The 23545-nt window shown below is 73.1% G+C and carries 18 protein-coding genes and 1 pseudogene; 8 read left to right on the top strand and 11 right to left on the bottom strand.

The window, feature by feature from the left end; all coding sequences use genetic code 11:
- The first annotated feature begins 144 nt into the window (after positions 1-144).
- The 3 genes from NBZ83_RS11175 to NBZ83_RS11185 all read left to right on the top strand — a co-directional run bounded on the left by NBZ83_RS11175 (position 145) and on the right by NBZ83_RS11185 (position 2535).
- Positions 145-909: a class I SAM-dependent DNA methyltransferase gene (locus NBZ83_RS11175; protein ID WP_261569096.1), complete on the top strand. Its 765-nt coding sequence runs from the start codon at positions 145-147 to the stop codon at positions 907-909.
- 119 nt (positions 910-1028) lie between these two features.
- Positions 1029-1796 carry a class I SAM-dependent methyltransferase gene (locus tag NBZ83_RS11180; protein ID WP_261569097.1) on the top strand — a complete coding sequence of 256 codons (768 nt, stop codon included), beginning with the start codon at positions 1029-1031 and terminating at the stop codon, positions 1794-1796.
- A gap of 130 nt (positions 1797-1926) precedes the next feature.
- The gene (locus tag NBZ83_RS11185) at positions 1927-2535 is read left to right on the top strand and encodes a nucleoside deaminase (protein ID WP_261569103.1); all 609 of its coding nucleotides are present in this window, start codon (positions 1927-1929) and stop codon (positions 2533-2535) included.
- 15 nt (positions 2536-2550) lie between these two features.
- On the opposite strand, the gene NBZ83_RS11190 is transcribed toward NBZ83_RS11185, so the two are convergent.
- From NBZ83_RS11190 to NBZ83_RS11215, 6 genes and pseudogenes are all read right to left on the bottom strand, one after another.
- Positions 2551-3726, bottom strand: coding sequence for an ABC transporter ATP-binding protein (locus NBZ83_RS11190; protein WP_438803232.1), 1176 nt, complete (start codon positions 3724-3726; stop codon positions 2551-2553).
- On the bottom strand, positions 3723-4766 hold the full coding sequence (locus tag NBZ83_RS11195) for an ABC transporter ATP-binding protein (RefSeq protein ID WP_261569098.1): 1044 nt from the start codon (positions 4764-4766) through the stop codon (positions 3723-3725). The genes NBZ83_RS11190 and NBZ83_RS11195 overlap by 4 nt, the downstream gene beginning before the upstream one ends.
- Positions 4763-5764, bottom strand: coding sequence for an ABC transporter permease (locus NBZ83_RS11200; protein ID WP_261574909.1), 1002 nt, complete (start codon positions 5762-5764; stop codon positions 4763-4765). Before NBZ83_RS11200 ends, NBZ83_RS11195 begins: the two co-directional genes overlap by 4 nt.
- Positions 5765-5863: 99 nt before the next feature.
- On the bottom strand, positions 5864-7597 hold the full coding sequence (locus NBZ83_RS11205; RefSeq protein ID WP_261574915.1) for an ABC transporter substrate-binding protein: 1734 nt from the start codon (positions 7595-7597) through the stop codon (positions 5864-5866).
- A pseudogene (locus NBZ83_RS11210) lies at positions 7592-8845 on the bottom strand (M16 family metallopeptidase); the annotation flags it as partial. The gene NBZ83_RS11205 and the pseudogene NBZ83_RS11210, both read right to left, overlap by 6 nt.
- A 299-nt stretch (positions 8846-9144) precedes the next feature.
- On the bottom strand, positions 9145-9516 hold the full coding sequence (locus NBZ83_RS11215; protein ID WP_261556929.1) for a hypothetical protein: 372 nt from the start codon (positions 9514-9516) through the stop codon (positions 9145-9147).
- Positions 9517-9616: 100 nt separating this feature from the next.
- Between NBZ83_RS11215 and NBZ83_RS11220 the strand changes: the two genes are divergently transcribed.
- The 3 genes from NBZ83_RS11220 to NBZ83_RS11230 all read left to right on the top strand — a co-directional run bounded on the left by NBZ83_RS11220 (position 9617) and on the right by NBZ83_RS11230 (position 12188).
- On the top strand, positions 9617-10975 hold the full coding sequence (locus NBZ83_RS11220; protein WP_261574910.1) for a helix-turn-helix domain-containing protein: 1359 nt from the start codon (positions 9617-9619) through the stop codon (positions 10973-10975).
- 107 nt (positions 10976-11082) lie between these two features.
- Positions 11083-11874: an endonuclease/exonuclease/phosphatase family protein gene (locus tag NBZ83_RS11225; RefSeq protein ID WP_261574911.1), complete on the top strand. Its 792-nt coding sequence runs from the start codon at positions 11083-11085 to the stop codon at positions 11872-11874.
- 116 nt (positions 11875-11990) lie between these two features.
- The gene (locus NBZ83_RS11230) at positions 11991-12188 is read left to right on the top strand and encodes a PP2C family protein-serine/threonine phosphatase (protein ID WP_261574912.1); all 198 of its coding nucleotides are present in this window, start codon (positions 11991-11993) and stop codon (positions 12186-12188) included.
- Between the two features lie 137 nt (positions 12189-12325).
- On the opposite strand, the gene NBZ83_RS11235 is transcribed toward NBZ83_RS11230, so the two are convergent.
- The gene (locus tag NBZ83_RS11235; RefSeq protein ID WP_261574916.1) at positions 12326-15790 is read right to left on the bottom strand and encodes an ATP-dependent helicase; all 3465 of its coding nucleotides are present in this window, start codon (positions 15788-15790) and stop codon (positions 12326-12328) included.
- Between the two features lie 41 nt (positions 15791-15831).
- Entirely contained in the window at positions 15832-19167 is a 3336-nt protein-coding gene (locus NBZ83_RS11240) for an ATP-dependent helicase (RefSeq protein WP_261574913.1), read from the bottom strand.
- 132 nt (positions 19168-19299) lie between these two features.
- Between NBZ83_RS11240 and NBZ83_RS11245 the strand changes: the two genes are divergently transcribed.
- Complete coding sequence (locus tag NBZ83_RS11245) at positions 19300-20049, top strand: SDR family NAD(P)-dependent oxidoreductase (protein ID WP_261564817.1); 750 nt, start codon at positions 19300-19302, stop codon at positions 20047-20049.
- On the opposite strand, the gene NBZ83_RS11250 is transcribed toward NBZ83_RS11245, so the two are convergent.
- On the bottom strand, positions 20050-20445 hold the full coding sequence (locus tag NBZ83_RS11250; protein WP_261564818.1) for an MGMT family protein: 396 nt from the start codon (positions 20443-20445) through the stop codon (positions 20050-20052).
- A gap of 62 nt (positions 20446-20507) precedes the next feature.
- A complete protein-coding gene (gene moeZ, locus NBZ83_RS11255; RefSeq protein WP_261564819.1) occupies positions 20508-21680 on the bottom strand; it encodes an adenylyltransferase/sulfurtransferase MoeZ in 1173 nt (390 codons plus the stop codon).
- Between the two features lie 206 nt (positions 21681-21886).
- On the opposite strand from moeZ, the gene NBZ83_RS11260 reads away from it, so the two are divergent.
- Positions 21887-22090, top strand: coding sequence for a CsbD family protein (locus NBZ83_RS11260; RefSeq protein ID WP_261564821.1), 204 nt, complete (start codon positions 21887-21889; stop codon positions 22088-22090).
- 34 nt (positions 22091-22124) lie between these two features.
- Here NBZ83_RS11260 and ku read toward each other — a convergent pair whose 3' ends face one another.
- On the bottom strand, positions 22125-23177 hold the full coding sequence (ku, locus tag NBZ83_RS11265) for a non-homologous end joining protein Ku (RefSeq protein ID WP_261574914.1): 1053 nt from the start codon (positions 23175-23177) through the stop codon (positions 22125-22127).
- Positions 23178-23545: the final 368 nt, after the last annotated feature.

Consider the following 23545-nt stretch of genomic DNA (forward strand, 5'->3'; position numbering starts at 1 on the left):
CCCCTACAGCGAACCCCCACCCGACCTCGCCACCACCGCCTGACCGATGGTGAGCCCCCATGCACCACGGCCCGCCGGTCGGCGGCCAGCGTGCCGCCAAAAATGGGATGCGGCGGGTTACGGCGGCGTGCCAACCTGACAACCATGGTCCCTCGCGGCGACACCGACCTTGACCCGGCGGCCTACGGCGAACACATCGCCGACGTGTACGACGAGTGGTATTCCACGGCGGACAGGGAACCCGAGGTGGCCGTGGCGGTCGACTTCCTGCGCACGCGGGTCGGCGCCGGGCCCGCGCTGGAACTCGGCGTCGGCACGGGGCGCCTCGCCCTGCCGCTCGCGGCCCGGGGGACGACCGTCGTCGGCATCGACGCCTCCCCGCGGATGGTCGCCCGGCTGCGGGACAAGCCCGGCGGGTCCGAGGTCGACGTCGTGCTCGGCGACTTCGCCGAGGTCACCGCCCCGGGTGGGCCGTTCGGGCTGGTGTACGTCGTGTTCAACACCTTCTTCGCGCTGGCTGATCAGGATGCGCAGGTGCGCTGCTTCGCGAACGTGGCGGCTGGGCTACAGCCGGGCGGACTGTTCGTCATGGAGGCGTTCGTCCCGGACGTCACCCGGTACGACCGAGGTCAGCGTGTGCAGGCGGACCGTCTGGACGGGGAGACGACGCACCTGAACGTCTCGCTGCATGACCCGGTCTTCCAGCGGGTCCGCAGCCGCCACCTCACCCTCGGGCCGGGCGGTGTGGGCACCTATCCGGTCGATGTTCGGTACGCCTGGCCGAGCGAGCTGGATCTGATGGGCCGACTCGCCGGCCTGGAACTCACCGAGCGATGGGCCGGGTGGAACGGCGAGCCCTTCACCGCGACCAGCACGTCCCATGTCTCCGTCTGGCGCAGGCCGCAGTGACCCACGGGCAGGAAACCGCGGATCGCGCGGCCCCGGATCGGGGAGTCTCGGACCAGGGGCCATCGGGCCACCCTGAATCGGACGGGCCGGGGCTGAACCGGGCGCACTGGGACGAGCGGGTGCCGCTTCACCTGGCCGGCGCGTTCTACGACGTCGCGGGATTTCGGCGCCGTCCCGACGTGCTTCGGGCCTTCGAGGTGGCCGAGGTCGGCGAGGTGTCCGGGAAGCGGCTGGTGCACCTGCAGTGTCACATCGGACTGGATTCCCTGTCGTGGGCGACGAGGGGGGCCGCCGTGGTGGGCCTGGACTTCTCCGCGCCGGCGGTCGAGGCGGCGCGGGCGCTCGCCGTCGAGATCGGGGTGGACGCCCGGTTCGTCGTCGCCGACGTGTACGACGCGGACGAGGCGCTGGCCGGCGAGACCTTCGACGTCGTCTACACGGGCATCGGGGCCCTGCCCTGGCTGGCGGATCTGCACCGGTGGGCCCGGGTGGTGGAACGCCTGCTCACGCCCGGCGGGTTCCTCTACCTGGCCGAATCCCACCCGTTCGCCCACACCCTCGACGAGGCCACCGGAACCACGGTGGCCTACGACTACTTCGATGAGGGCCCATTCGTCTCGACCGGCACCGGTAGCTACGCCGACCGGCTCGCCGCCACGACGGAGAACACCACCGTGCAGTACGAGCACCGGCTCGGCAGCGTGGTCTCGGCCGTCGCCGCCGCCGGGCTGCGGATCGAGTTCCTGCACGAGCACGACATCGCCCTGTTCGCACAGTTCGACTCGCTCGTCCGCGGACCGGACGGCTTCCGGCCGCCCGAGGGACATCACCGAGTGCCGCTCATGTACTCGCTGCGGGCCACCAAACCCGGCCGCCCGGATGCATGATGCGGTCTAGGGAACATCCCGATCGCCGGGGCTGAGGGCCGGACGCGTGTGGTTCCGGTGTGCGCGAAGCGGTTCGCGGAACCGGCGGCCCTGCCATCCTGATCGGGTGGATTTCCCCTGGCGTGTGGTGATGTCCCTGGCGTGGGAGGCCTATCGGGCCGGGAGCCTGCCGGTCGGCGCGGTCGTGCTGGACGGGTCCGGCACACCGGTCGGGCAGGCACGCAGCACCCGTCACGAGGACATCCAGGTTCCCGGGCAGCTCGCCAACACGAGGATCGCGCACGCCGAGGTCAACGCGCTCGCCCAGCTACCCATGCAGGGCTCGTTCCAGCAGCACGTCCTCTACACCAATGTCGAGCCCTGTTGCCTGTGCATGGGCGCCGCGCTTCAGACCGGAGTCGGCGTCCTGCACTACGGCTGGCGTGATCACTTCGGCGGGGCGGCGACGTCCATGAGCGTGCACAATCGCCAGCTTGCTCGACGCAGCTTCGAGGTCGTCGGGCCCGCCGACGGCACGGTGGAACGGGTGACCGGCCTGCTGATGACCTGCCACTACTTCTACCGGCGGCCAGGACGGGGAGTTGCGAGCGTCCCCTGGCGCGAGGAGCTGCCCGAGGTCGTCGCGGTCGCCGCGCGGGCGGATGTGGCCGCCACGGTCGGCCGGGCCGCCGTAGGCGAGGCGGACCTCGACTCGCTGATCGATGTGTTGCGGGCCCCGCTCGGCCTTGCCGGCGGCTGACTCACGCCGCAGGGGTCAGACGACGTCGCGTTTTTCGGGGAAGTGACAGGCGACCTGGTGACCGGGGGTGCGCTCAAGCAGCGGCGGGGCCTCGGTGCGGCAGAGCTCCTGGGCCTTCCAGCAGCGCGGGTGGAAGCGGCACGCTGGCGGCGGGTCGAGCGGGCTGGGCACCTCGTCGCGCAGGCGGATGCGTTCGCGGCGGCGGTGGCTGGTGGGGTCGGGGATCGGCACCGCGGACAGCAGCGCGTGGGTGTAGGGGTGCAGCGCGCCCTCGAACAGGTCGGTGCGGTCGGCGAGTTCGATGATCTGCCCGAGGTACATGACGGCGACGCGGTCGCTGAGGTGGCGCACCATCGACAGGTCGTGGGCGATGAACAGGTAGGTCAGGCCGAAGTCGGTGCGCAGGCCGTCGAGCAGGTTGATGATCTGCGCGCGGATCGACACGTCGAGGGCGCTCACCGGCTCGTCGGCGATGATGAGCTTGGGGCGGGTGGCCAGTGCCCGGGCGATGCCGATGCGCTGGCGTTGCCCGCCGGAGAACTCGTTGGGGTAGCGGTTGTAGTGCTCGGGGTTGAGGCCGACGAGTTCGAGCAGTTCCCGGACCCGGTTGCGGACGCCGCCGCGGGGCACCTGCTTCTGGATGCGTAGCGGCGCGGCGACGATCGCGCCGATGGTGTGGCGGGGGTTCAGCGACGAGTACGGGTCCTGGAAAATCATCTGAATGTCGCGGCGCAGCGGGCGCAGCTCGCGGGTGGACAGGTGGCTGATGTCCCGCCCGTCGAAGACGACCGAGCCGGACGTCGGTTCGAGCAGCCGGGAGATGAGCCGACCGGTCGTCGACTTGCCGCTGCCGGACTCGCCGACCAGGCCGAGCGTCGTGCCCCGGTCGATGGCGAAGCCGACCCCGTCGACGGCGCGGACCGCCCCGGCGCCGCGGCGCACCAGCGTGCCGCGGCGCACCGGGAACAGCTTCGTCAGGTCGGTGACGCGCACCAGCTCGTCGCCGCCGCCCGCCGGACGGCCCCGCGTCGCGCCGCCGGCCTCGGCGGTCGCCGCCGGCACCGCGCCGGTCGCCGCCGGCACCGCGCCGGTCGCCGGGGCGTCGGTCGCCGGAGCGTCGGTGGCCTGGGCGGGCACCGCGCCCTCGCCGGCTGGCGGAGACGGCACGTCCTTGGTCAGGTTGTCGGTCACAGGGTCGGAGTCACCTCTTCGCGCAGCAGTCGTCGCCGCTGCTCGACCGGCAGGTGGCAGGCCACCCGGTGCCCGGGGGAGGTCTCGGTCAGGGGCGGGCGTACGGTGCTCGCCGCGGGGCCGGCGAGCTCGCGGTAGGTGCAGCGGGGGTGGAACGGGCAGCCCGGCGGGACGTTGATCAGGCTCGGCGGGCTGCCGGGGATGGTCCGCAGCGTGGTCTCGAGCTGGCGGTCGAGCCGCGTGATCGACTGCAGCAGGCCCCAGGTGTACGGATGTTCGGCATGGGCGAAGACCTCCTCGACGGGGCCGTGTTCCATCGCCTGCCCGGCGTACATCACCAGGATGTCGTCGCTGATCTCGGCGACGACGCCGAGATCGTGGGTGATGATGATGATCGCCGAGTTGAACTCCTTCTGGAGCTCGCGCATGAGGTCGAGGATCTGCGCCTGAACGGTGACGTCGAGGGCGGTCGTCGGCTCGTCGGCGATGAGCAGCTCCGGGTTGCACGACACCGCCATGGCAATCATGGCGCGTTGCCGCATGCCACCGGAGAACTGGTGCGGGTAGTCGTCGAGACGCCGGGCGGGTTCGGGGATGCCGACGAGTTCGAGCAGCTCGGTGGCGCGCCGGCGGGCCGTGGCCCTGCTCACCCGGTTGTGCACCCGGTACGCCTCGACGATCTGCTCGCCGACGGTGAACTGGGGATGCATCGACGACAACGGATCCTGGAAGATCATCGCCATCCGTCGGCCGCGCAGCCCGCGGACCCGCTCGGCCGCGGCGGTGACGAGGTCCTCGCCGTCGAGGCGGATCTCCCCGTCGATGCCGACCCGTCGGCCCCGCCGGTGCAGGCCCATGATCGCGAGACTGGTGACGCTCTTGCCGGAGCCGGACTCGCCGACGATCCCGAGCGTGCGGCCGCGTTCGACGGAGAAGCTCAGCTTGTCCACGGCGTGCACGACGCCGTCGTCGGTGCGGAAGCTGACGGTGAGGTCGCGCACCTGGAGAAACGGCGTGCCGGTGGGGGCCGGGCCGGTCACGATGGCCGCACTCTCGGGTCGATGATCGCGTAGGTGACGTCGACCAGGACGTTGGCCAGGATGATGAAGAAGGCCGCGAACAGCGTCACCCCCATCGTCACCGGCAGGTCCTGGGTGTTCACCGCGTCGATGGAGATGGCGCCGAGCCCGCGGAAGCCGAACGTGTGCTCGGTGAGGATCGCCCCGCCGAACAGCACCCCCAGGTCCAGGCCGAAGATGGTGACGATCGGCGTCAGCGCCGGGCGCAGCGCGTGCTTACCGATCACCGTGCGTTCCGGCAGGCCCTTCGCCCGCGCCGTCCGGACGTAGTCCTCACCCAGGGTCTCAATCATGCTGGCCCGGGTCAGCCGCTGGTAGTTGGCGGTGTAAAGCAGCGACAGCACGAGCCAGGCCGGGATCAGGTTCCATGCCCACAGCGCGGGATTGTGCGTGAAGTTCACGTAATGGACGTTGTCGATGATGTGCCATTTGTAGCTGACGAGCAGCAGAAGCAGCAGTCCGGTGAAGTACACCGGCAGTGATACCCCGGCCAGCGACACCGCGGCGGCGATCCGGTCGAACAGGCCGCCACGGCGCACCGCCGAGAACACCCCGGTGCTCACGCCGATGACGAGGAACAGCGCGGCCGCGCCGAAGGACAGTGAGGCCGTCACCGGCAGCGCGTCGACGATCTGCGACCACACCGGCTGGTCATTGCGGAACGAATATCCCAGGCAGGGCGCGGGGCACCAGCTTCGATCCGAACCGGAGTCGAAGTGGCGGCCGACGAAGACGCCCCGCAGGAAATCCCAGTACTGGTCGACGTAGGACCGGTCCAGGCCGAGCTTCTTCGTCACCCCGGCGATGGTGGCGGGGTCGGGGCTGCGCCCGGCGAACAACACCGCCGGATTGTTGCCCAGCGCCTTCGGAATCACGAAGAACAGCACGAACGCGAGCACGCTGACCAGCCACAGAATGACGATGCCGCCGATCAGTCGACCCAGGATGAACCTTGCCACGTCACCTCCCTCGAACGGTGGGTCGGGACCGGGACCGCGCCGGTGGAAACCCGCGGTGAAGCGCTGCCGACGCGGACCCGGTCATTCACCTGGCGTCGGTCACCTGGTGACGCCGAACTGGGCGAAGTCCGCCATGCCGTACGCGGAGGTGAAGTAGATGTTCGTGGTGCGGTCGCTGAACAGGTTCAGCGCCTTGTCGTAGACCAGTGGAATGTAGGCGGCGGACTTCACGACCGCCTTGTCGGTGTCGGTCCAGATCTGCTGCGCCCTGGCCTCGTCGGTGGTGGCGATGCCGTCGTCGAGGCCGGAGTCGACCGTCGGGTCGTTGAGTTCGGCGTAGTTGCTGTTGCCGGCGGAGAGGATCTTGCGCCCGTCGACGATGGAGCTCAGCATCGCGTACGGCGTCGGCCAGTCCGGGCCCCAGGCGGCCATCGCCAGCCCGATGCCGTTCTTGTGGACGTTCACCGGGATGCCGATCGTCGAGGAGAAGTACTGCGACGGGGCGCTCTTGTTGATCGTCACCTTGACGCCGATCTTCGCCAGTGACGCCTGGACCGCCTCGGCCTGCGCGACCTCCTTGCCGTTGCTGCGGCTGGCCAGCGTGGTGGAGAAGCCGTTCGGCTGGCCGCAGGCGGTGAGCTCCTGCTTGGCCTTGGCGACGTCACCCTTGCTACCGGCGGTCGGGAACAGGTCGAAGGACCTGTAGTACTTCAGCGGTGGGGTGAGCATCGTCGTGGCGACCGCGCCGCCGCCGATCGGGCCGCCGCGGGCGAGCTGCTGGGCGGTCTTGTCGAGGGCGTAGGAGACGGCGTTGCGGCAGTGAACGTTGTCGAACGGCTTGACCTGTGTCATCACCGACAGGTAGCGGATGAAGCCGGTGACGTCGTCGGTGGTCCGATCCCTGCGCAGCGACGGATCACCGAGGATCTTGTTCTGGGCGGTGATCTGCACGCCGGTCTGGCCGACGTAGAAGTCGGCGCTGTTGGCCAGCAGCCGGTTGTCGACGTCGTCGAGGTCGAGGCCCATCGTGACTTCGATGCGGTCCGGCAGCGCCTTGTTCACCGTGTCCGTCTTCGGGTCCCAGTTCGGGTTGCGGACGAAGGTGATGACCTTGTTCGGGGTGTACTTGTCGATCTTGTATGGACCGGAGGAGACCGGCTTGAACGTGTAGTTGGCGCCGGTGTCCTGGGCCTTCGGCACGGGGGTGACGCCCGGCAGCGCCATGACGAAGTTCCAGTCCGCGAACGGCCTGTTCAGGTGGAAGATGATCGTCTTGTCGTCCGGAGTGTCGACCGACTTCAGGCCCAGCTTGTTCGGGTCGGTGTCCTTGTAGGGGCCCAGGTAGGGGGCGTTGGGGTCGTCGAGGTAGTCGATGAGGTAGGTCGGGCCGCCGTTGATGACGTCGGTGGCGAAGACCCGCTCGACGGCGTACTTGATGTCCTTCGACGTGATCGGTGTCCCGTCGGAGAACCTGATCCCGTCCTTGAGCGTGTACGTCCAGGTCTTCAGGTCCGACGAGGTCGGCACGGCGGTCGCCAGGTCACCGGTGAGCCTGGGCGTGCCCGGCTGCGGCACGTAGGTGACGAGCTGGCGGGAGATCCAGCGCTGCTGGTCCCAGCAGTTCGCGTAGTACGTGCGGGCGGGGTCCCAGTAGTCGCAGTCGGAGTCGTTGAGGGCGCGCAGCGTCCCGCCCTTCTTGTCCGAGGCGTGCAGGACCGCGTCGCTGGCCCCCGCCGACGAACCGTTTCCCGCCGACGACGTCGCGCCGCCTCCGGCGGCGGAACCGCCGTTGGAACCACCGCCTCCGCTGCTGCCGCCGCAGGCGGCCAGCACCAGCCCGGCGGCGGCGGCGACCGCCTCGGCAGTGACGGCGGACAGCTCCGCCGGCAGTTCGTTCACCAGCTCGGGCCGGCCGCGGTGCAGCTCGTGCACGGCCATGGCCAGCCCGCGGCCGAGGGCGTCGTCGGCTCCGCGCAGCAGCGAGGAGGCCACCCGGGCCTGGACCCGCTCCAGCTCGCCATCCTCCAGGCCGTCCCCCGCGAGCCGGCCGAGCTCCTCGTCGACGGCCGCGAGGACCACGTCGGCGCTGGACTCCTCGGACTGGCGGGCCTCCAGGGTGAGCAGCAGCGGGTCGCGCTGCTCGAACGGATCGCCGAAGGTGCCCAGGTACGTGCTGACCCCGATGACCGAGCGGTCCTTCTGGACCAGGCGCCGTTCCAGGCGGCTGGCATCGCCGTCGCTGAGCACCTCGGTCAGCAGGTAGTAGGCGAGATAGGTGGGCAGGTCGGCGATCGGGTCGGGGACGCGGTAGCCGACCGCGAGGGCCGCGCGGGGGGCGAGCGGGTCGATGATGACCGCCCGGCGCTCCGCCGTGGGCACCGGCTCCGCGAAGCTCGCCCGCGGCGGCACTGTGCGGGCGGGGATGTCGCCGAAGTAACGGTTGACGAACGTCAGCGTCTCGTCGGGGTCGAAGTCACCGACGATGGTGAGCACGGCGTTACCGGGGGCGTAGTACTTGTCGAAGAAGTCCTCCGCGTCGTCGAGGCTGGCCGCCTCCAACTCGGAGAAATCCCCGTATCCGTTGTGTGCGTTGGGAAAGGTGTCGAACGCCACCGGTGGCAGTTTGATCCAGGGAAATCCGCCGTACGGCCGGTTGAGGACGTTGACCCGGATCTCCTCCTGCACCACGGCGATCTGGTTGTCGAGGTTCTGCCGGGTGATCTTGGGCGCCCGCATCCGGTCCGCCTCGAGGAACAGGGCCAGTTCGAGCGCCCCGGCCGGCAACAGCTCGAAATAGTCCGTGTAGTCGGGGTGCGTGGAGCCGTTGAAGATTCCACCGGCGGCCTGGACGTGCTTGGGATGCTCGGCCTTCCCCACGTTCGCACTGCCCTGGAACATCAGATGCTCGAACAGGTGAGCGAAACCAGTGCGGCCTTCGGGCTCGGACCTGAAGCCCACGTCGTAGTGCACCGAGACGGCCACCACCGGCGCCGTTCGGTCGGGTGCGAGCAGAACCCGCAGGCCGTTGTCGAGCCGAGTCCGCTCGATCGGATAGGAGGATGCCGGCAGGGCCGACCTCACCGCGGCGGAGCCGACCGGACCGGGTTCTCTAGGCGAGGACACAGTTACCCACGCTACTGCCCGCCGGCCGGCCCCGGTGGCGAAGAAGGCCACCGGCCGGCTTTGCGCCGCCCGTCGATGCACTGCGGGCCGCGCCCGCCGGCGGGTGGGGCGTTCCTCTGGACGAACGCGGACCGGGGTATGCCGCGGGTGCCGGGGCGATCCCACGAACGGAGGCCCGCGTCCGGGCACCTGGCGGGCGGCCCGAGAGCCGATGCGCGGCCGGGCGGTCGCCGGCCGAGCCGCCCGGCGACCGACGCTCACCACCCGCGTGCCGCGTCTCGGCGGTCGCGCGCGCGGCGTCGGCCGCCGGCCCGCGCCGCCCCGCCATAGCGACCCGGGTCGCTGCGGCGCCGCGCGGCGGAACCCGCCGCCCGGCCGGGCGCGCCGGCCACGGCGACCAGAAGAACCAGCGTGGCGGCGATCGCGACCTGCAGAAGGAGGGTCACGAGGGCGCCGCCGCCGATCGCCGCGGACACCACCAGCCCGAGGGCCGCGCCCAGCAGACCCAGCAGGATGGTCATCACGCAGCCGATCGGGGCGCGCCGGGACCGGGGAACGGCGGCCCGCCCCAGCAACCCTATGATCACGCCAGTAATCAGAGCGCTGATGATGCCGGTCAGAGCGTCCACGGGCCGATTCTGCCGGCTGAGGACGATCGACGACCACGAGCCGCCCAGCTCGGGTGACGGGGTGCGGGAAATGACGACCACCAATCGGCAAACTGTTCCCATGAGACAGTTTCCGGCCGGGCTGCCCGAGACTCTCGCCGCGGAAGTTGACTCGCTGGGCGAGGAGATCATGGCCGCGATCGCCCGCGAGGTACCCGCCTACGCCCGCCCGCTGGAGGGCGGGTTCGGACGCGGCGTGCGCCGCGGGGTCGCCGAGGCCCTGCACCGCTTCCTCACCGTGGTCGAGGCCGGCCCGCACTGTGCCCCGGACCTCGCCGCCAGCCGCGAGGTGTATGTCCGGCTCGGCCGGGGCGAGGTCCACTCCGGCCGGTCGCTGGACAACCTGCTCAGCGCCTACCGGGTCGGCGCCCGCGTCTCCTGGCGGCGTCTCGGTGAGGCGGCGGTGCGCCACGGCGGCGTGGACGCGGCGGGCCTGGTCTCCCTCGCCGAGATGATGTTCGCCTACATCGACGGCATCTCCGCGGCGTCCGCCGAGGGCTACGCCGCCGAGCAGTTCGCGGCGGGCGGGGAGCGGGAACGCCTGCTCGACCGCATCGGCGAGATGCTGCTCACCGGTGCTCCCGCGGACGCCGTCGCACAGGTCGCCGAGGCGGCCAGCGTGCGGCTGCCCCGCCGGCTGGCCGCCGTCCTCATCCCGGCCCGGCCCGAACCGCAGCCGGTGGCCGGGCGCGAGCCGGCCACGTCCGTCGTCGTCCCGGCAGGTCTCGTCCCGGCAGGGTCCGCGCCAGCGGTGCCCGCGCCCGGTCGCACCGAGCCGTTCCTGCTGCCCGCGGACTACCCGCGGGCCGTGCAGGGCCAGGACACCTGGCTGTTCATGGGCTCGGCGGAACGCGGTCCGGCGCGGGCAGCCCTGGCGAAGCGGCTGGCGGGCCTGGCCGCGGTGGTAGGACCGGCGGTGCCGTGGGGCCAGGCCAAGGCGAGCGCCGCCCGGGCCCGGTTCGCCCGCGACGCGCGCAGCGCCGGCCGGCTCGCCGGTGCGGTCGCCGCCGATCCGCTGTTCACCGACGAGCACCTCAGCGCGCTGGTGCTCGCTCGCGACCCAGGGCTCGTGACGGACCTCGCGACCCGGCTGCTCGCCCCCCTCGACGGTCTGCCGAGCCGGACCCGGGAACGGCTGGCCGAGACCCTGCTGCACTGGCTGTCGCTGCGAGGACAGCGCGGGCTGATCGCCGAGCGACTGCACATCCATCCGCAGACCGTCCGGTACCGGGTCAACCAGCTCCGCGAGCTGTTCGGGCCGTGCCTGGAGGATCCCGACGTCCGGTTCGACCTCGAACTGGTGCTGCGCGCCGGCGCCACCGGCACCGGCACCGAACCCGCAGCCGCTTCGGACGACGGGAACGGGTCGGCCGAGCCGGCCCGGCCGGACTCGGCGGCGGGCGCCGTGGCCAGGCGCTGACGACCCCGGCCAGCCGGCCGAACGACCGGCGGCGAGGCCCGGCCGGCCAAGCCCGCGCCCTCGGCCGCCCCGCTGTCCTGGACCGCCCGATCCGGTACGGTCCAGGCGTGCGGCTGGGCTCCTTCAACGTGATGCACGGCCTGTCCCTCGCCGACGGCCGGGTCGAGTCGCGACGCTTCGCCGCGGCCGTCGCCGGGCTTGGCACGGACGTGCTCGGGCTGCAGGAGGTCGATCTCGACCAGCCGCGATCCGGCGGGATCGACCTGGCCGCCGAGGCGGCGGCGGCGCTCGGAGCCGCCGACGGCGACTGGCGGTTCGTCCCGACCGTGTTCGGCACCCCGGGGGCCGGCTGGCGGCCCGCCGAGGGCGCCCGCGCGCCCGGCGAACCGGCATACGGCATCGCACTGATCAGCCTGCTACCGGTTCACGAGTGGCGGGTGATCAATCTTGGCCGGGCCCCGATCCGCTCCCCCATCGCGATTCCGGGCGGCCCGAACCGATCGGGGCGGCTGATCATGCTGGACGACGAGCCGCGGGTCGCGATCGCCGCCCGCATCGACGCGCCCGGCGGGCCGCTCACCGTCGTGACCACGCACCTGTCGTTCGTCCCCGGATGGAACGCTGTGCAGCTGCTGCGGTTGTCCCGACGCCTCGCCGACCTCGACGGCCCGCTGATCGTGCTCGGAGACCTCAACCTGCCGGGACGCCTGCCTGCGGCGCTGACCCGCTGGCAGCGGCTGGCGGTCACCCCGACGTATCCCGCGCACGCCCCCCGCGTCCAGCTCGACCACGCGCTGGCCCGTGGGCCGGTGGGCGACGTCATCGCCGTCCAGAGCCGGCGCGCGGAGATCTCCGACCACCGGGCCCTGCTCGTCGATCTGACCGACCAGCCGATCTGACCCGGCCTGCCGCGATTGGCACGGCCCGCCGCGATTGGCACGGCGGGGCTTGACCTTGCCGGCTGCGCGCGCTGGACGGCAGGCAGGCGTCCTTCCCCGACATCGGGCTGCACGAGGTGCGCCGCGGCGACCGCTACCTGCTCTGCTCTGACGGGCTTTCCGGGGCGGTGCCGGCGGCGGCGCTGCGCCGGGTGCTGGCCTCGGCGGCCGAGCCGGAGCAGGCGGTCCGCGACCTCGTCGCCCTCGCCAACGACACCGGCGGCGCGGACAACGTCAGCTGCGTCGTGGCCGACGTCGTCCCGGCCGGGGACTGAGGGCGAGTGGGGCCGATTGCGGTGCGTTCTGCACGGTCCACCTCCCGAAACCGTGCGCCCCGCACCGCAGTCGGCGGAGGTTCGTGGTCCCGGCTGGCGGTGTCAGCTGGCAGCGCGGGCAGGCAGGCGGACTGCGGCTATGTGGGTGTTTCCGGCGCCGGCGGGGCGGGCGGCGCGAGCAGGGCGGCGAGTTCCGCCTCGGTGGCCAGGGGCGGGCGGACAACGGCGCCGGTGCGGACGTAGAGGAAGGCGGCGTCGACGGCGGACGGATCGACGCCGCGCAGCCGAGCCCAGGCCAGCCGGTAGACGGCGAGCTGGAGCTCGTCAGCGGACGTCTGGCCGGTCTTCCAGTCGATCACCTCCCAGCGGCCGCGGCCGAGGTCGTAGACGGCGTCGATGCGGCCGCGCACGATCCGACCGGCGAGGGGGAGCTCGAAGGGCTCCTCGATCGCGGCGGGCCGCCGCGATCCGTACGGGGTCCGCAGGAACGCCTCCTGCAGCGAGCGCAGGTCGTCGTCGGTGAGCTCGGCGTCCTGGGCGCCAGGCAGATCGTCGGCGTCGATCAGCGCCCGGTGGTCGAACAGTTCTTCCACCCAGGCGTGGAAGCGGCTGCCGCGGCGGGCCGCCGCGGCCGGCTGGCGCGGCAGCGGGCGGACGAGCTCCCGGGCGAACGCCGCCGGATCGGCCTGAAGCCGGACGATCTCGGACGCGGTGAGGTTCGCCGGCATCGGCACGTCGAGCTGTGGGACGCGGGCGGCCCGCTCCTCGGCGAGCAGCAGCTCCGCCTCCCGGTCCAGCTCGGCGAGCAGCGCCCGCTCGACCGCGGTCAGTCCGGCCGGATCGGCCGGATCGGCCGGATCGGCCGGAGCCGTGGGGTCCGCCGGAACGCCGACGCCATCGCCGCCACCACCACCGCCGACCTCGCCGATGCCACCGTCGACCCCGACCCCGCCGACCCCGCCGGTCCCGCCGCCGGCGTCGACGGGCAGAGGCCGGGTGAGCGCCGCCTCGAGCCGGGCGAGGACATCGCGGGCCGCCTCGACGCGGCGGGCGAAGGGCTCCGGTTCGTAGGGGATCGGCCAGGCGAACTGACGCGGGGTGGCCAGAGCCGGGTTCGACTTCTCCTCGGGCCGCGGGGCCCAGACGTCGATCCGCCCACCGCCGCCGCCGCGGGCGTGCTCGGCGAGCTCCGCCAGGAAGACCGACGCGCCACGCGGGCGCTTCTGCGTCGGCCCCCACCAGTGGCCGCTGGCGAACAGCAGTGACTTCGCCCGGGTCACCGCGACGTAGGCGAGCCGGCGCTCCTCCCGCTCGGCGTAGGCACGGACCTCGGCCGCGAAGGCGTCGAGGTCCGACTTCTGGTCGGAGACCTCGAAGGCGGGCAGGTCCGCGGCGTCGCCCCGCAGCGGCACGGGCAGCACACCGGGCGAGGTCGTCCACTGGTCCCGGACGGTGACATCGGGGAAGACCCGCTCGCTGAGGTTCGGTACGGCGACGACCTCCCATTCCAGGCCCTTGGAACGGTGCATCGTCATCAGGGCGATCGCGTCCGCCCCGGACGGACCGGTGACGTCGAGGCCGCGCTCGTGTTCCCGGGCGGCTCGCAGGAAACCGAGGAAGGCGTGCAGCGAGGTCGTCCCGTCCGGGTCGGTGAAGTCGGCGGCGACGTCGAGGAAGGCCGCGACGTTCTCCTGGCGGCGGGCGCGCACCGCCGCCTCGGTTGCGGTGAGCTCCACGTCCAGCCCGATCGTGGCGACGACACGGTGCAGCAGGTCGAGCAGGCCCTCGCCGACGTGGCCGCGCAGCTCGGCGATCTCCGCGGCCAGCCGGCGCGCCCGCGTGCGGCCCTCGGCGGACATCTCCGGGCCGGGGTCGTCGAGGACGTCGGAGAGGGCGACCACGTCCGCGGGGTCGACGTCGGCGACCGCCGCGGCCAGCGGATCGGTACGCCCCGGCGGGTCGGGCTCGGCGTCGATGATCGGCGCGGGGGTGCGGACGATCTCTCGGGCATGGCGGCCGAGCGCGGCGAGGTCGCGGGCGCCGAGGCGAATCCGCGGGCCGGTGAGCAGGCGGACCAGCGCGGCGTTCGCCGTGGGCGCGTCGAGGACCTCCAGCACCGCGACGATCTCGGCGACCTCCGGCACGGTGAGCAGCCCGGTCAGCCCGACGACCTCGACGGGCAGCCCGACGGACTGCAACGCGGTCAGCAGCGGTGGGATGTCCCCGCGGGCCCGGACGAGGACGGCGATGTCACCGGGCCCGGTGCCGGCGTCGACGACTGCGCGCAGCCGGGCGGCGATCCAGGCCACCTCGTCGGCCCAGCTGGTGTGCAGGGCGACGACCGTCTCGCCGCGATCGGCGACGTCGGCCCGCGGGCGCAGCTCGACGACCCGGTGGCGCGCCCGCAGCTGCGCCGCGATGGCGTTGGCGAGGTCGAGTAGCCGGCCGCCGCTGCGCTGGTTCACCGACAGCTCGTAGACGGCGGCCGGCTCGCCGTCCGCGCGCGGGAAATGGGTCGGGAAGTGGTCGAGGTTCGCCACCGACGCCCCACGCCAGCCGTAGATCGCCTGGCAGGGGTCACCGACGGCGGTGACCGGGTGGCCGCCGCCGAACAGGCCGGTGAGCATGCGGCGCTGGGCCACCGAGGTGTCCTGGTACTCGTCGAGCAGGACGACGGCGGCCCGAGCCCGCTCGGCGCGGCCGACCTCCGGCAACGCCTCGGCGAGGCGGGCCGCGTAGGTGACCTGGTCGCCGAAGTCCAGCACGTCCCGTTCGCGGCGGGCGGCCCGGTACTCGGCCACGAGCCCGGCGAGCTCACTGCGCCCCCGCGCGGCGGCCGCGAACCGGCGCAGCCGCTCCTGGACGCCCTTGGTGCCCCGCCGGGCACTCGCGGTGTCCAGGGCGGCCAGCACCTCCTCGAGGAAGGCGGTGTCGAACGCGACGAGCTTCGCCGGGTCGATCAGGTGCTCGCTCATCTCCGCGTCGAGCGCGACCAGCTCGCCGACGACGGCTCCCAGCGACTGGGTCAGCGCCTGCACCGTCCCGCCGTAGGCGCGGGCGACCCGCGCGGCGAGCTGGTAGCGCGCCGCCCCGGACAGCAGCGCGATGTCGGGTTCCAGGCCGAGGCGCAGCGCGTTGTCGACCACGAGCCGCCCGGCGAAGGCGTGGTAGGTGGCGACGGTGGGCTCGCCGTCCACCTCGGCGTCGGCGGCCGTCCCCGGTCCCGACCAGCCGCCGGTGTCGGCGGCGCCCGCCTTGCGCAGCGCGAGGCGCACCCGGCCGGCCAGCTCCGCGGCCGCCTTCGTGGTGAAGGTCAGCCCCAGCACCTGCTCGGCGCGCACCTGGCGGGTCGCGACGAGCCAGACCACCCGGGCCGCCATCACCGAGGTCTTCCCGGAGCCGGCGCCGGCGACGATCACCCCCGGCTCCAGCGGGGCGGTCGCCGCGGCGATCTGCTCGTCGGTGTAGGGGACTTCCAGCAGGTCGCGCAGGTCCGCCGGGTCGAGCCGCGAACCGGCGGCACCGCCGTCGGAGTCGCCGTCGGGATCACCACCGAAACCGGGCAGGAACGGCTGGCGCGACATCGCCCCACCGGTCCCCATGTCCACCCGGCCCCCCGCCGGGGGATCGGAACCGTCCGCGCTCAATCGATCACCTGTTGTCCTTCGGGGCGGGCCGGGCAGCTCGTCTGGAACGTGCACATCGTGCAGTGCTCACCCGGGGTCGGCCGGAACGCCTCCGCGTCGATGGTGCGCACCGCGTCGCCGAGAACCTCATCCATCCAGGTGGGCCCCTCGGCGGGCAGCGCCTCCTGCGCCTGCACCTCGGGCGGGCCGGGCGCCTCCCCGGGCAGGCGGGGCCCGGCGCCGGCGCCCCCGGCGTCGCGGCGAAGCTGGACGAGCTCGGCGCCGCCGGGCACCACGGGATCCGCCACGGCGGGGCCGGCGGCGGCGGGGCCGGCGGCGGCGAGCGCCGCGTTGAGGGCGCCGGCACGCACGGCGAGCTGGTAGCTGCCGAGCTGCGGGTGGGTGGCTAGCTCGGCACGACCGGGCGCGCTGCGGCCAGTCTTGAAGTCGATGACGTGCACCCGGCCGGCGTCGTCGAGCTCCAGCCGGTCGATGAACCCCCGCAGCATCACCTCGCGCCCGGCGACGTGGAGCTGGCAGGTGAACCGGATCTCCGCGTCGACGACCCGGCGCCCACGCTCACCGGCATGCCAGGCCAGGAAGCGGGCCAGCGCCTCCCTGGCGGCGGCCCGCTCCTGGTCGCTGCGCCAGCGGGCCTCGTAGTCCAGATGCCGCCAGACGGTGTCGAGCCGGGCGTCGAGGGCTGCGAGGTCCGCCGGGGTGCGCCCGGTGGTGACCTCGTCGGCCAGGGCATGCACCACCTTGCCGAAGCCCTGCGCGGTGGAGGCGACGGTGACCGCGTGCGCCTCGTGCTCCAGGAACCACCGCAGCGAGCAGGTGCCGATGCTGGACAGCGACGAGCCGGACAGCCGCAGGGGCGCCCCCGGCGCGACGACCGGCACGTCGGAGTCGGTCACCTCGAGCAGACCCCACCAGGTCGCCGGATGGGCGGCCGGGGCGAGCGGACGGTGGGCGTCGTCGCGGGCGGCCGCGAGGGCGGCGAGGCGGCGGCGGGCCGCGGCGCGCAGGGCCGGGCTGGACGTCGGCTCGGTTGCCAGCCGACGCAGCGTCGCGACGAGGCCGACGAGGGTCAGCGGCCGGGCCGGACGCCCGGGGACGTGCTCGACGGCCACCCCGAGCTCGTCGAGCAGCCGGCTGGGCAGGCTGCCGTCGTCGTCCGGGCTGTTGACGGCCGTGACCAGCAGGCGCCGCCGGGCCCGGGTGAGCGCGACGTAGAACAGCCGGCGCTCGTCGGCGAGCAGGTCCTGGCGGGTCAGCGGCGGGCGCAGGCCGCCGTGGGCGGGCGCGTCGAGCTGCTCCGCGCCGAGCAGCGAATGCCGCTCCCGCAGGTCCGGCCAGATTCCGTCCTGGACACCGCAGACGGCGACAACATCCCACTCCAGGCCCTTGGCGCGGTGCGCGGTCAGCAGCCGCACGCCGCGGCGGCGGGCGTCCTCCCCCACCGGCGCGATGGCCTCCCCGGCGATCTGCTGCCGGCCGAGCTCGTCGACCAGCGAGGCGGCGCCCGTACCCGGCCCGCGCCGCTGGGCGAGGCGGGCGACGGCGTCGAACAGCGCCACCACCGCGTCCAGGTCGCGGTCGGCCGCGCGCCCCGCCGCCCCGCCGGCCGCCGAGGCCGCCAGCAGCTCCGGCTGCCAGCCGCTGGCGGACCACAGCGCCCACAGTGCCTGCTCGGGCGAGCCGGCCGGGTCCCGCAGCGCCCGGCGGGCGGTGCCGAGCAGGTCGCCGACGCGGCGGACGGGCTGGGCGACCGCGTCGGCGACGCGCACCAGCCAGCGGTCCGGGTCGGCGACGGCCTGGCGGACCAGCTCGGCCGACGCGGCGGGCTGCCCTGCACCGGCATCACGTTCGAAGGCGCGCAGCGCGCGGCCCAACTCTCGCAGGCCCGCCGGGTCCGCCCCACCGAGCGGGGAGGTGAGCAGGGTACGGGCGGCGTCGGCGGTGAGCGCCCCGGCGGGGTCGTCCGCGCAGCGCAGCGCCAGCAGCAGCAGCGCCGCGGCCGGCTCCTGCGCGACGGGCAGGTCGTCGCCGTCGACGCTGACCGGCACGCCCGCGGCGGTCAGCACCCGGCGCAGCCGGGCGAGCCGGTCAGCCGTACGGACGAGGACTGCCATCGCGGGCCAGGGGGTGCCGTTCTCCAGGTGCTCGCGGCGCAGCAGGTCGGCGACCGCCTCCGCCTCCGCGCCGGCGCTCGCGTAGGTGCGGGCCTGCACCAGACCCGCCCCACGATCGGTGCGACCGATCAGGTCGCGGTGCGCCCGGATCTCGCCGACCGGGAGCCCGGCGGCCGGGATCCGCCGGGCCACATGCCGGCTCGCCAGCAGTGGGGCGGGTGCCATCCGCCGGCCGGTGCGCAGCGCGACGATCGGCGCGCCAGCTCCGCTCACCGACCGCCGCCCCTCCGGCGCGGGAAAGCGCTGCGGGAAGTCGAGCAGGCCGGCGACCTCCGCCCCGCGGAAGGCATAGATGGACTGGTCGGGATCGCCGAACACGACCAGGTCGCGCCCGCCGCCCGCGACCGCGCGCAGCAGCCGTTCCTGAGCCGGGTCGGTGTCCTGGTACTCGTCGACGAAGACGTGTCGGTAGCTGGCGCGCAACGCCTCGCCCGCCTCGGCACCCTCGGCGACGACGACGGCCCGGTGCACCAGGTCGGCGTAGTCGAGCGCGCCCTCGAAGCCGAACACGTCGAGGTACATCTCGTAGAACTCGGCCAGGGCGGCCCAGTCCGGCCGGTCGGTGCGCCGGGCGAGCTGGGCCAGGCCCACGGGTTCCAGGCCGACCTCGCGAGCCCGCGCCAGCAGCGCCCGCACCTCCTCCGTGAAGCCGCGGGTGCCCAGGGCGCGGGCGAGTTGCGGCGGCCAGGCGGGGCGGCCGTCCTCGCGCGAACCCTCGATGAGCTCACGCAGCCGGCTGTCCCGCTCCGGGCCCGACAGCAGCCGGAACCCGCCGTGGGGCGCCGGCCGATCATGCGCCCGCAGCAGCGCCAGGCACCACGCGTGGAAGGTCCACACCCCCGGGCCGCCCCCGGCGCCGGTGCCGGTCGGACCGAGCCGGGCGGTGATTCGCTCCCGCAGCTCGCCCGCGGCCCGGCGGCTGAAGGTGAGGACCAGGATCGACCGCGGGTCCGCCCCGGCCTCGATCCGGGCGGCGACCGCCTCGACCAGGGTGGCCGTCTTGCCCGTGCCGGGGCCGGCGAGCACCAGCAGCGGGCCGCCCGGGTGCTCGACCACCCGGCGCTGCGCCGGGTCGGCGACGAACGGGCGCGCCGGCGCGACCGGGGTGGGAACCAGCCGGTGGCCGGCGGGCGCGGCGGGGGCAGATGCGGCAACCACCCCGACAGCACACCATGCGGGTCCGACAGCCCCGCGAGGGCTCCGGCCATGCCACACCGACCCGCGCGGCGGGGGCCGGCAGGGACGGGGTCGCGTGCACGCCCGGGCCGGGGCGTGGCACTGTGATCGGCCATGACCGAATGCAGCGGCAAGGTCGCGCTGGTAACCGGCGCGGGATCCGGCATCGGCGCCGCCTGCGCCCGCCGGCTGGCAAGCGCGGGTGCCCAGGTGGTCGTCACGGATCTCCACCCGGACGGCGTCAAGGAGGTGGCGGCGCAGATCGAACGCGCCGGCGGGGCGGCGATCGCGCTGGAGGCCGACGTCACCGATCCCGACGCGATCGAACGGGCGGTGCAGGCCGCCGTCGGCACCTTCGGGCGGCTCGATCTGGCGGTGAACAACGCGGGCATCACCGCCGGGCGCGAGCCGGTCGGGACCACCCCCGCCGAGGACTGGCAGCGGGTGCTCAACGTGAACCTGTCCGGGGTCTTCTACAGCATGCGCGCCGAGATCACGGCGATGCTGCATGGCGGCGACGGCGGCTCGATCGTCAACATGGCCTCGGTGTTCGGCACGGTCGGCTTCGCCGGGTCCGCGCCGTACGTCGCCGCCAAGCACGGCGTGATCGGGTTGACCAAGACCGCGGCCCTGGAGTACGCGACGCGGCGGATCCGGGTGAACGCGGTCGCACCCGGTTTCGTCGACACACCGTTGCTGCACGCCGACGGGCGCCGCCAGCGCGGCGCGGCACTGATGGCGCCGATCAACCGGCTCGGCACCGCCGAGGAGGTGGCCGAGGTGGCCGTGTTCCTGCTGTCCGACCGGGCGTCGCTGGTGACCGGCAGCGTCTACCTCGCCGACGGCGGCCTGTCCGCCCGCTGATCAGCAGCCGGGCGGCCTGCCGTCCCAGCGGGCGGCGGCGAGGTCGACCCGTTCGCCGTTCGCCGACAGTGGGGTGCGGTCGGCCGCCAGCCGGCGCAACGCCTCGACCGGCGCGGCCGGGTTCGGCTCGCCGGTCGACCGGATGACCCGGTGCCACGGCAGGTCGTCGTCCGCGTAGCGGGAGAGCGCCGCGCCGACGGTCCGGCCGGTGCCCGCGCCGACGTACTCGGCGACGTCGCCGTAGGTCATCACCTTGCCCGGGGGGATCCGGGCAACCGCGTCGAGCACCTCGACCGCGTGCGGGCTCGGCTCGACGCCGCCGAGACGGAGCCGAGTACCGAGCCCGGCGGACAGACTCGCCGGCGGCGCGTCGCGCCGGGCACGGGGACGGCTCACCGCGACCGGCGATGCTCGAGCCACGCCCGACCGGGGCACCACGCGGCGAACCTGCCCACGGCTTAGTAGACCGGCAGGGACTTGTCGACCTGGGTGGCCCAGGCCGTCACGCCGCCCTGGACGTGCACGGCCGAGGAGAAGCCGGCGCCCTTGAGCGTCGCGAGCGCCTCGGCGGAGCGCACCCCGGACTTGCAGTAGACGACCACCCGCCGGTCCTGGGGGAGCTCGGCCAGATGGGCCGGCAGATCGCCCTTCGGGATCAGCCGGGCGCCGGGAATCCGGACGATCTCCCACTCCGCGGGCTCGCGGACGTCGATCAGCTCGATCGGCTCACCGCCGTCCAACCAGCCCTTGAGCTCGCTCGCGGTGATCGTCGAACCGGCCGCGGCGAGCTGGGCCTCCTCGGAGACGACGCCGCAGAACGCCTCGTAGTCGATCAGCTCGGTGATCGACGGGTTCTTCCCGCACAGCGGGCACTCCGGGTCCTTGCGGACCTTGATCGACCGGTAGGTCATCTCGAGGGCGTCGTAGACCATCAGCCGGCCGACCAGCGGGTCGCCGATCCCGGCCAGCAGCTTGATCGCCTCGGTGGTCTGGATGGAGGCGATCGACGCGCACAGCACGCCCAGCACGCCGCCCTCGGCGCAGGACGGGACCATCCCGGGGGGCGGGGGCTCCGGGTAGAGGCAGCGGTAGCACGGCCCGTGGTCGGCCCAGAAGACGCTGGCCTGCCCGTCGAACCGGTAGATCGAACCCCAGACGTACGGCTTGCCGAGCAGGACGGCCGCGTCGTTGACGAGATACCGGGTGGCGAAGTTGTCGGTTCCGTCGACGATGAGGTCGTACTGGCTGAAGATCTCCATCACGTTGGAGGTGTCCAGCCGGGTCTCGTGCAGGATCACGTTGACGTACGGGTTGATGTTGCGGACCGAATCCCGCGCCGACTCGGCCTTCGACCGGCCGATGTCAGACTGACCGTGGATGATCTGGCGCTGCAGGTTCGACTCGTCGACGGTGTCGAACTCGACGATGCCGAGCGTTCCGACCCCCGCGGCCGCCAGGTACATCAGGGTCGGTGAGCCGAGCCCGCCGGCACCGACGGCCAGCACCTTGGCGTTCTTCAGCCGCTTCTGGCCGTCCATGGCGACATCCGGGATGATCAGATGCCTGGAGTACCGGCGAACCTCGTCGACGGTCAGGCCCTCGGCGGGGTCGACCAGGGGCGGAAGGGACACTCTTGCTCCTCGCGATCGGTGTCGTTCTTCGACGATGCCACAACGGCGCGCGACCTCGTCGGGAATGAGCCATCCAGCGCCGGATCCGTGTGCGCCCGCTCCCGCTTCGGCCCTGCGAACCTCGCGCTGAACGACTCCCGTGAGTGCAGCGCATCGCTCTCCCGACGTGTTCCCCGGACCTCACCGGGTACACCGGCGATGACCAAGTGACCACACCCCGTGGGGAGTTGAGTGCGGTGTCCTTCGTCGACAAGGTCAGGAACAAGGTGGACGAGCTGCGAGGACGGGGCAAGGAGGCGGCCGGGAAGGCCACCGACAACCGGGACCTGCGGGCGGACGGGGCGAGCGATCGCGGCGTCGCCGACCTGCGCAACGCCGGTGAGAAGACCAAGGACGCCTTCCGCCGCTAGCCCCACGCGGCCTCGCCGCGCCCATCCGGCCCGTTCAGGCGGAGCGCCGGGTGGGCGTGGCGCTCCTCGTAGACGCCGCCTTCGACGTCACCGTGCTCTTGCCGGCTGTGGCCGTACCGGTCGCGCCCTTTGGTGGCGCGGCCTTGGTCGCACCGGCCTTGGTCGCACCGGCCTTGGTCGCACCGGCCTTCACCCCACCGGCCTTGGTCGCACCGGCTTTGGTCGAGCCCGCCTCGGATGCGGCCTTGTCGGCTACCGCCTTCCCGGCGGGCGGCCCGTCAACACCGGCCCCATCAGCCCCGGCACTGTCCGGGTGGTCCCGGCGGGCGGCGGCGATGCTCGCGCGCAGCGCGGCCATCAGGTCCCCGACCGGCTCCTTCTGCGGGCTGACCGGCGGGCTGACCACCGCACGGCCGGCGATTTTGGCATCGATCACCGACTGCAACGCGGTCCGGTACTCGTCGCTGAACCGACCGGGATCGAAGTCGGCGGCGAGGGTGTCGATCAGCGAGGCCGCCATCGCCAACTCCTGCGGACGCACCTCGACGTGCTCGTCAAGGAACGGGAAATCCGGCTCGCGCACCTCGTCCGGCCAGATCATCGTCTCGAGAACGAAGACGCCGTCGCGCACCCGGAGCGTCGCGAGCTGCTCGCGCTGGCGCAGAGCTATCTTCACCAGCGCGACGCGGCCCGATTCGGCCAGTGCGTCGCGCAACAGAACGTAGGGCTTCGCGCCGGTGCGGTCCGGCTCGACGTAGTAGCTCTTGGCGAAGTAGATCGGGTCGACCTGCTCCAGCGGGACGAACTCAAGCACATCGATCGCCCGGGAGGTGGACAACGGCAGGTTCGCGAAGTCCTCGTCCGTGAGCACGACGGTCTGACCGTCCGGCAGCTCGAAACCCTTGGCGACATCGGCGTAGTTGACCTCGTCCCCGTCGGCCTCCGCCACTCTGCGATACCGCACGCGGGACCCGTCTGAGCGCCTGACCTGGTGAAACGCGACATCCCGCTCCTGCGTCGCGGAGTAGAGCCGGACCGGGATCGACACCAGACCGAAGGAGATCACGCCCTTCCAGACCGAACGCATGTTCGCCCCTCACCTCGATTACCCACCATGGTGACCCACTGGACGCCCACGAGTAAGCCAGATGAGGGAAACGCCCAAAGTTATCAGCAGATGCGCACCAGGGCCCGGTGGATCGCAAGCAGGACACCGTGCGGGCGACGCCGAGCGGCCACCGTCGGCACCGGCCGGAAGGGGTGAAGCCGTGACGGCGACAGCGCTCGAACCGCACACCCCGATGTGGCGGATCTCGACCGGTGCTGCCCGACCCGGTCGTCGCGAACATGCGCCAGGACCTGCTCGCCGACCCGTCGGGGACCGGACGGATGGCCCGATCGGACGAGTCGGACGGTTCCGCGTGAGACGACCCGATCCCGGGCACATCGCGATCC

Origin of the sequence: Frankia gtarii, assembly GCF_025403375.1 — a bacterium.
Taxonomy (GTDB): domain Bacteria; phylum Actinomycetota; class Actinomycetes; order Frankiales; family Frankiaceae; genus Frankia; species Frankia gtarii.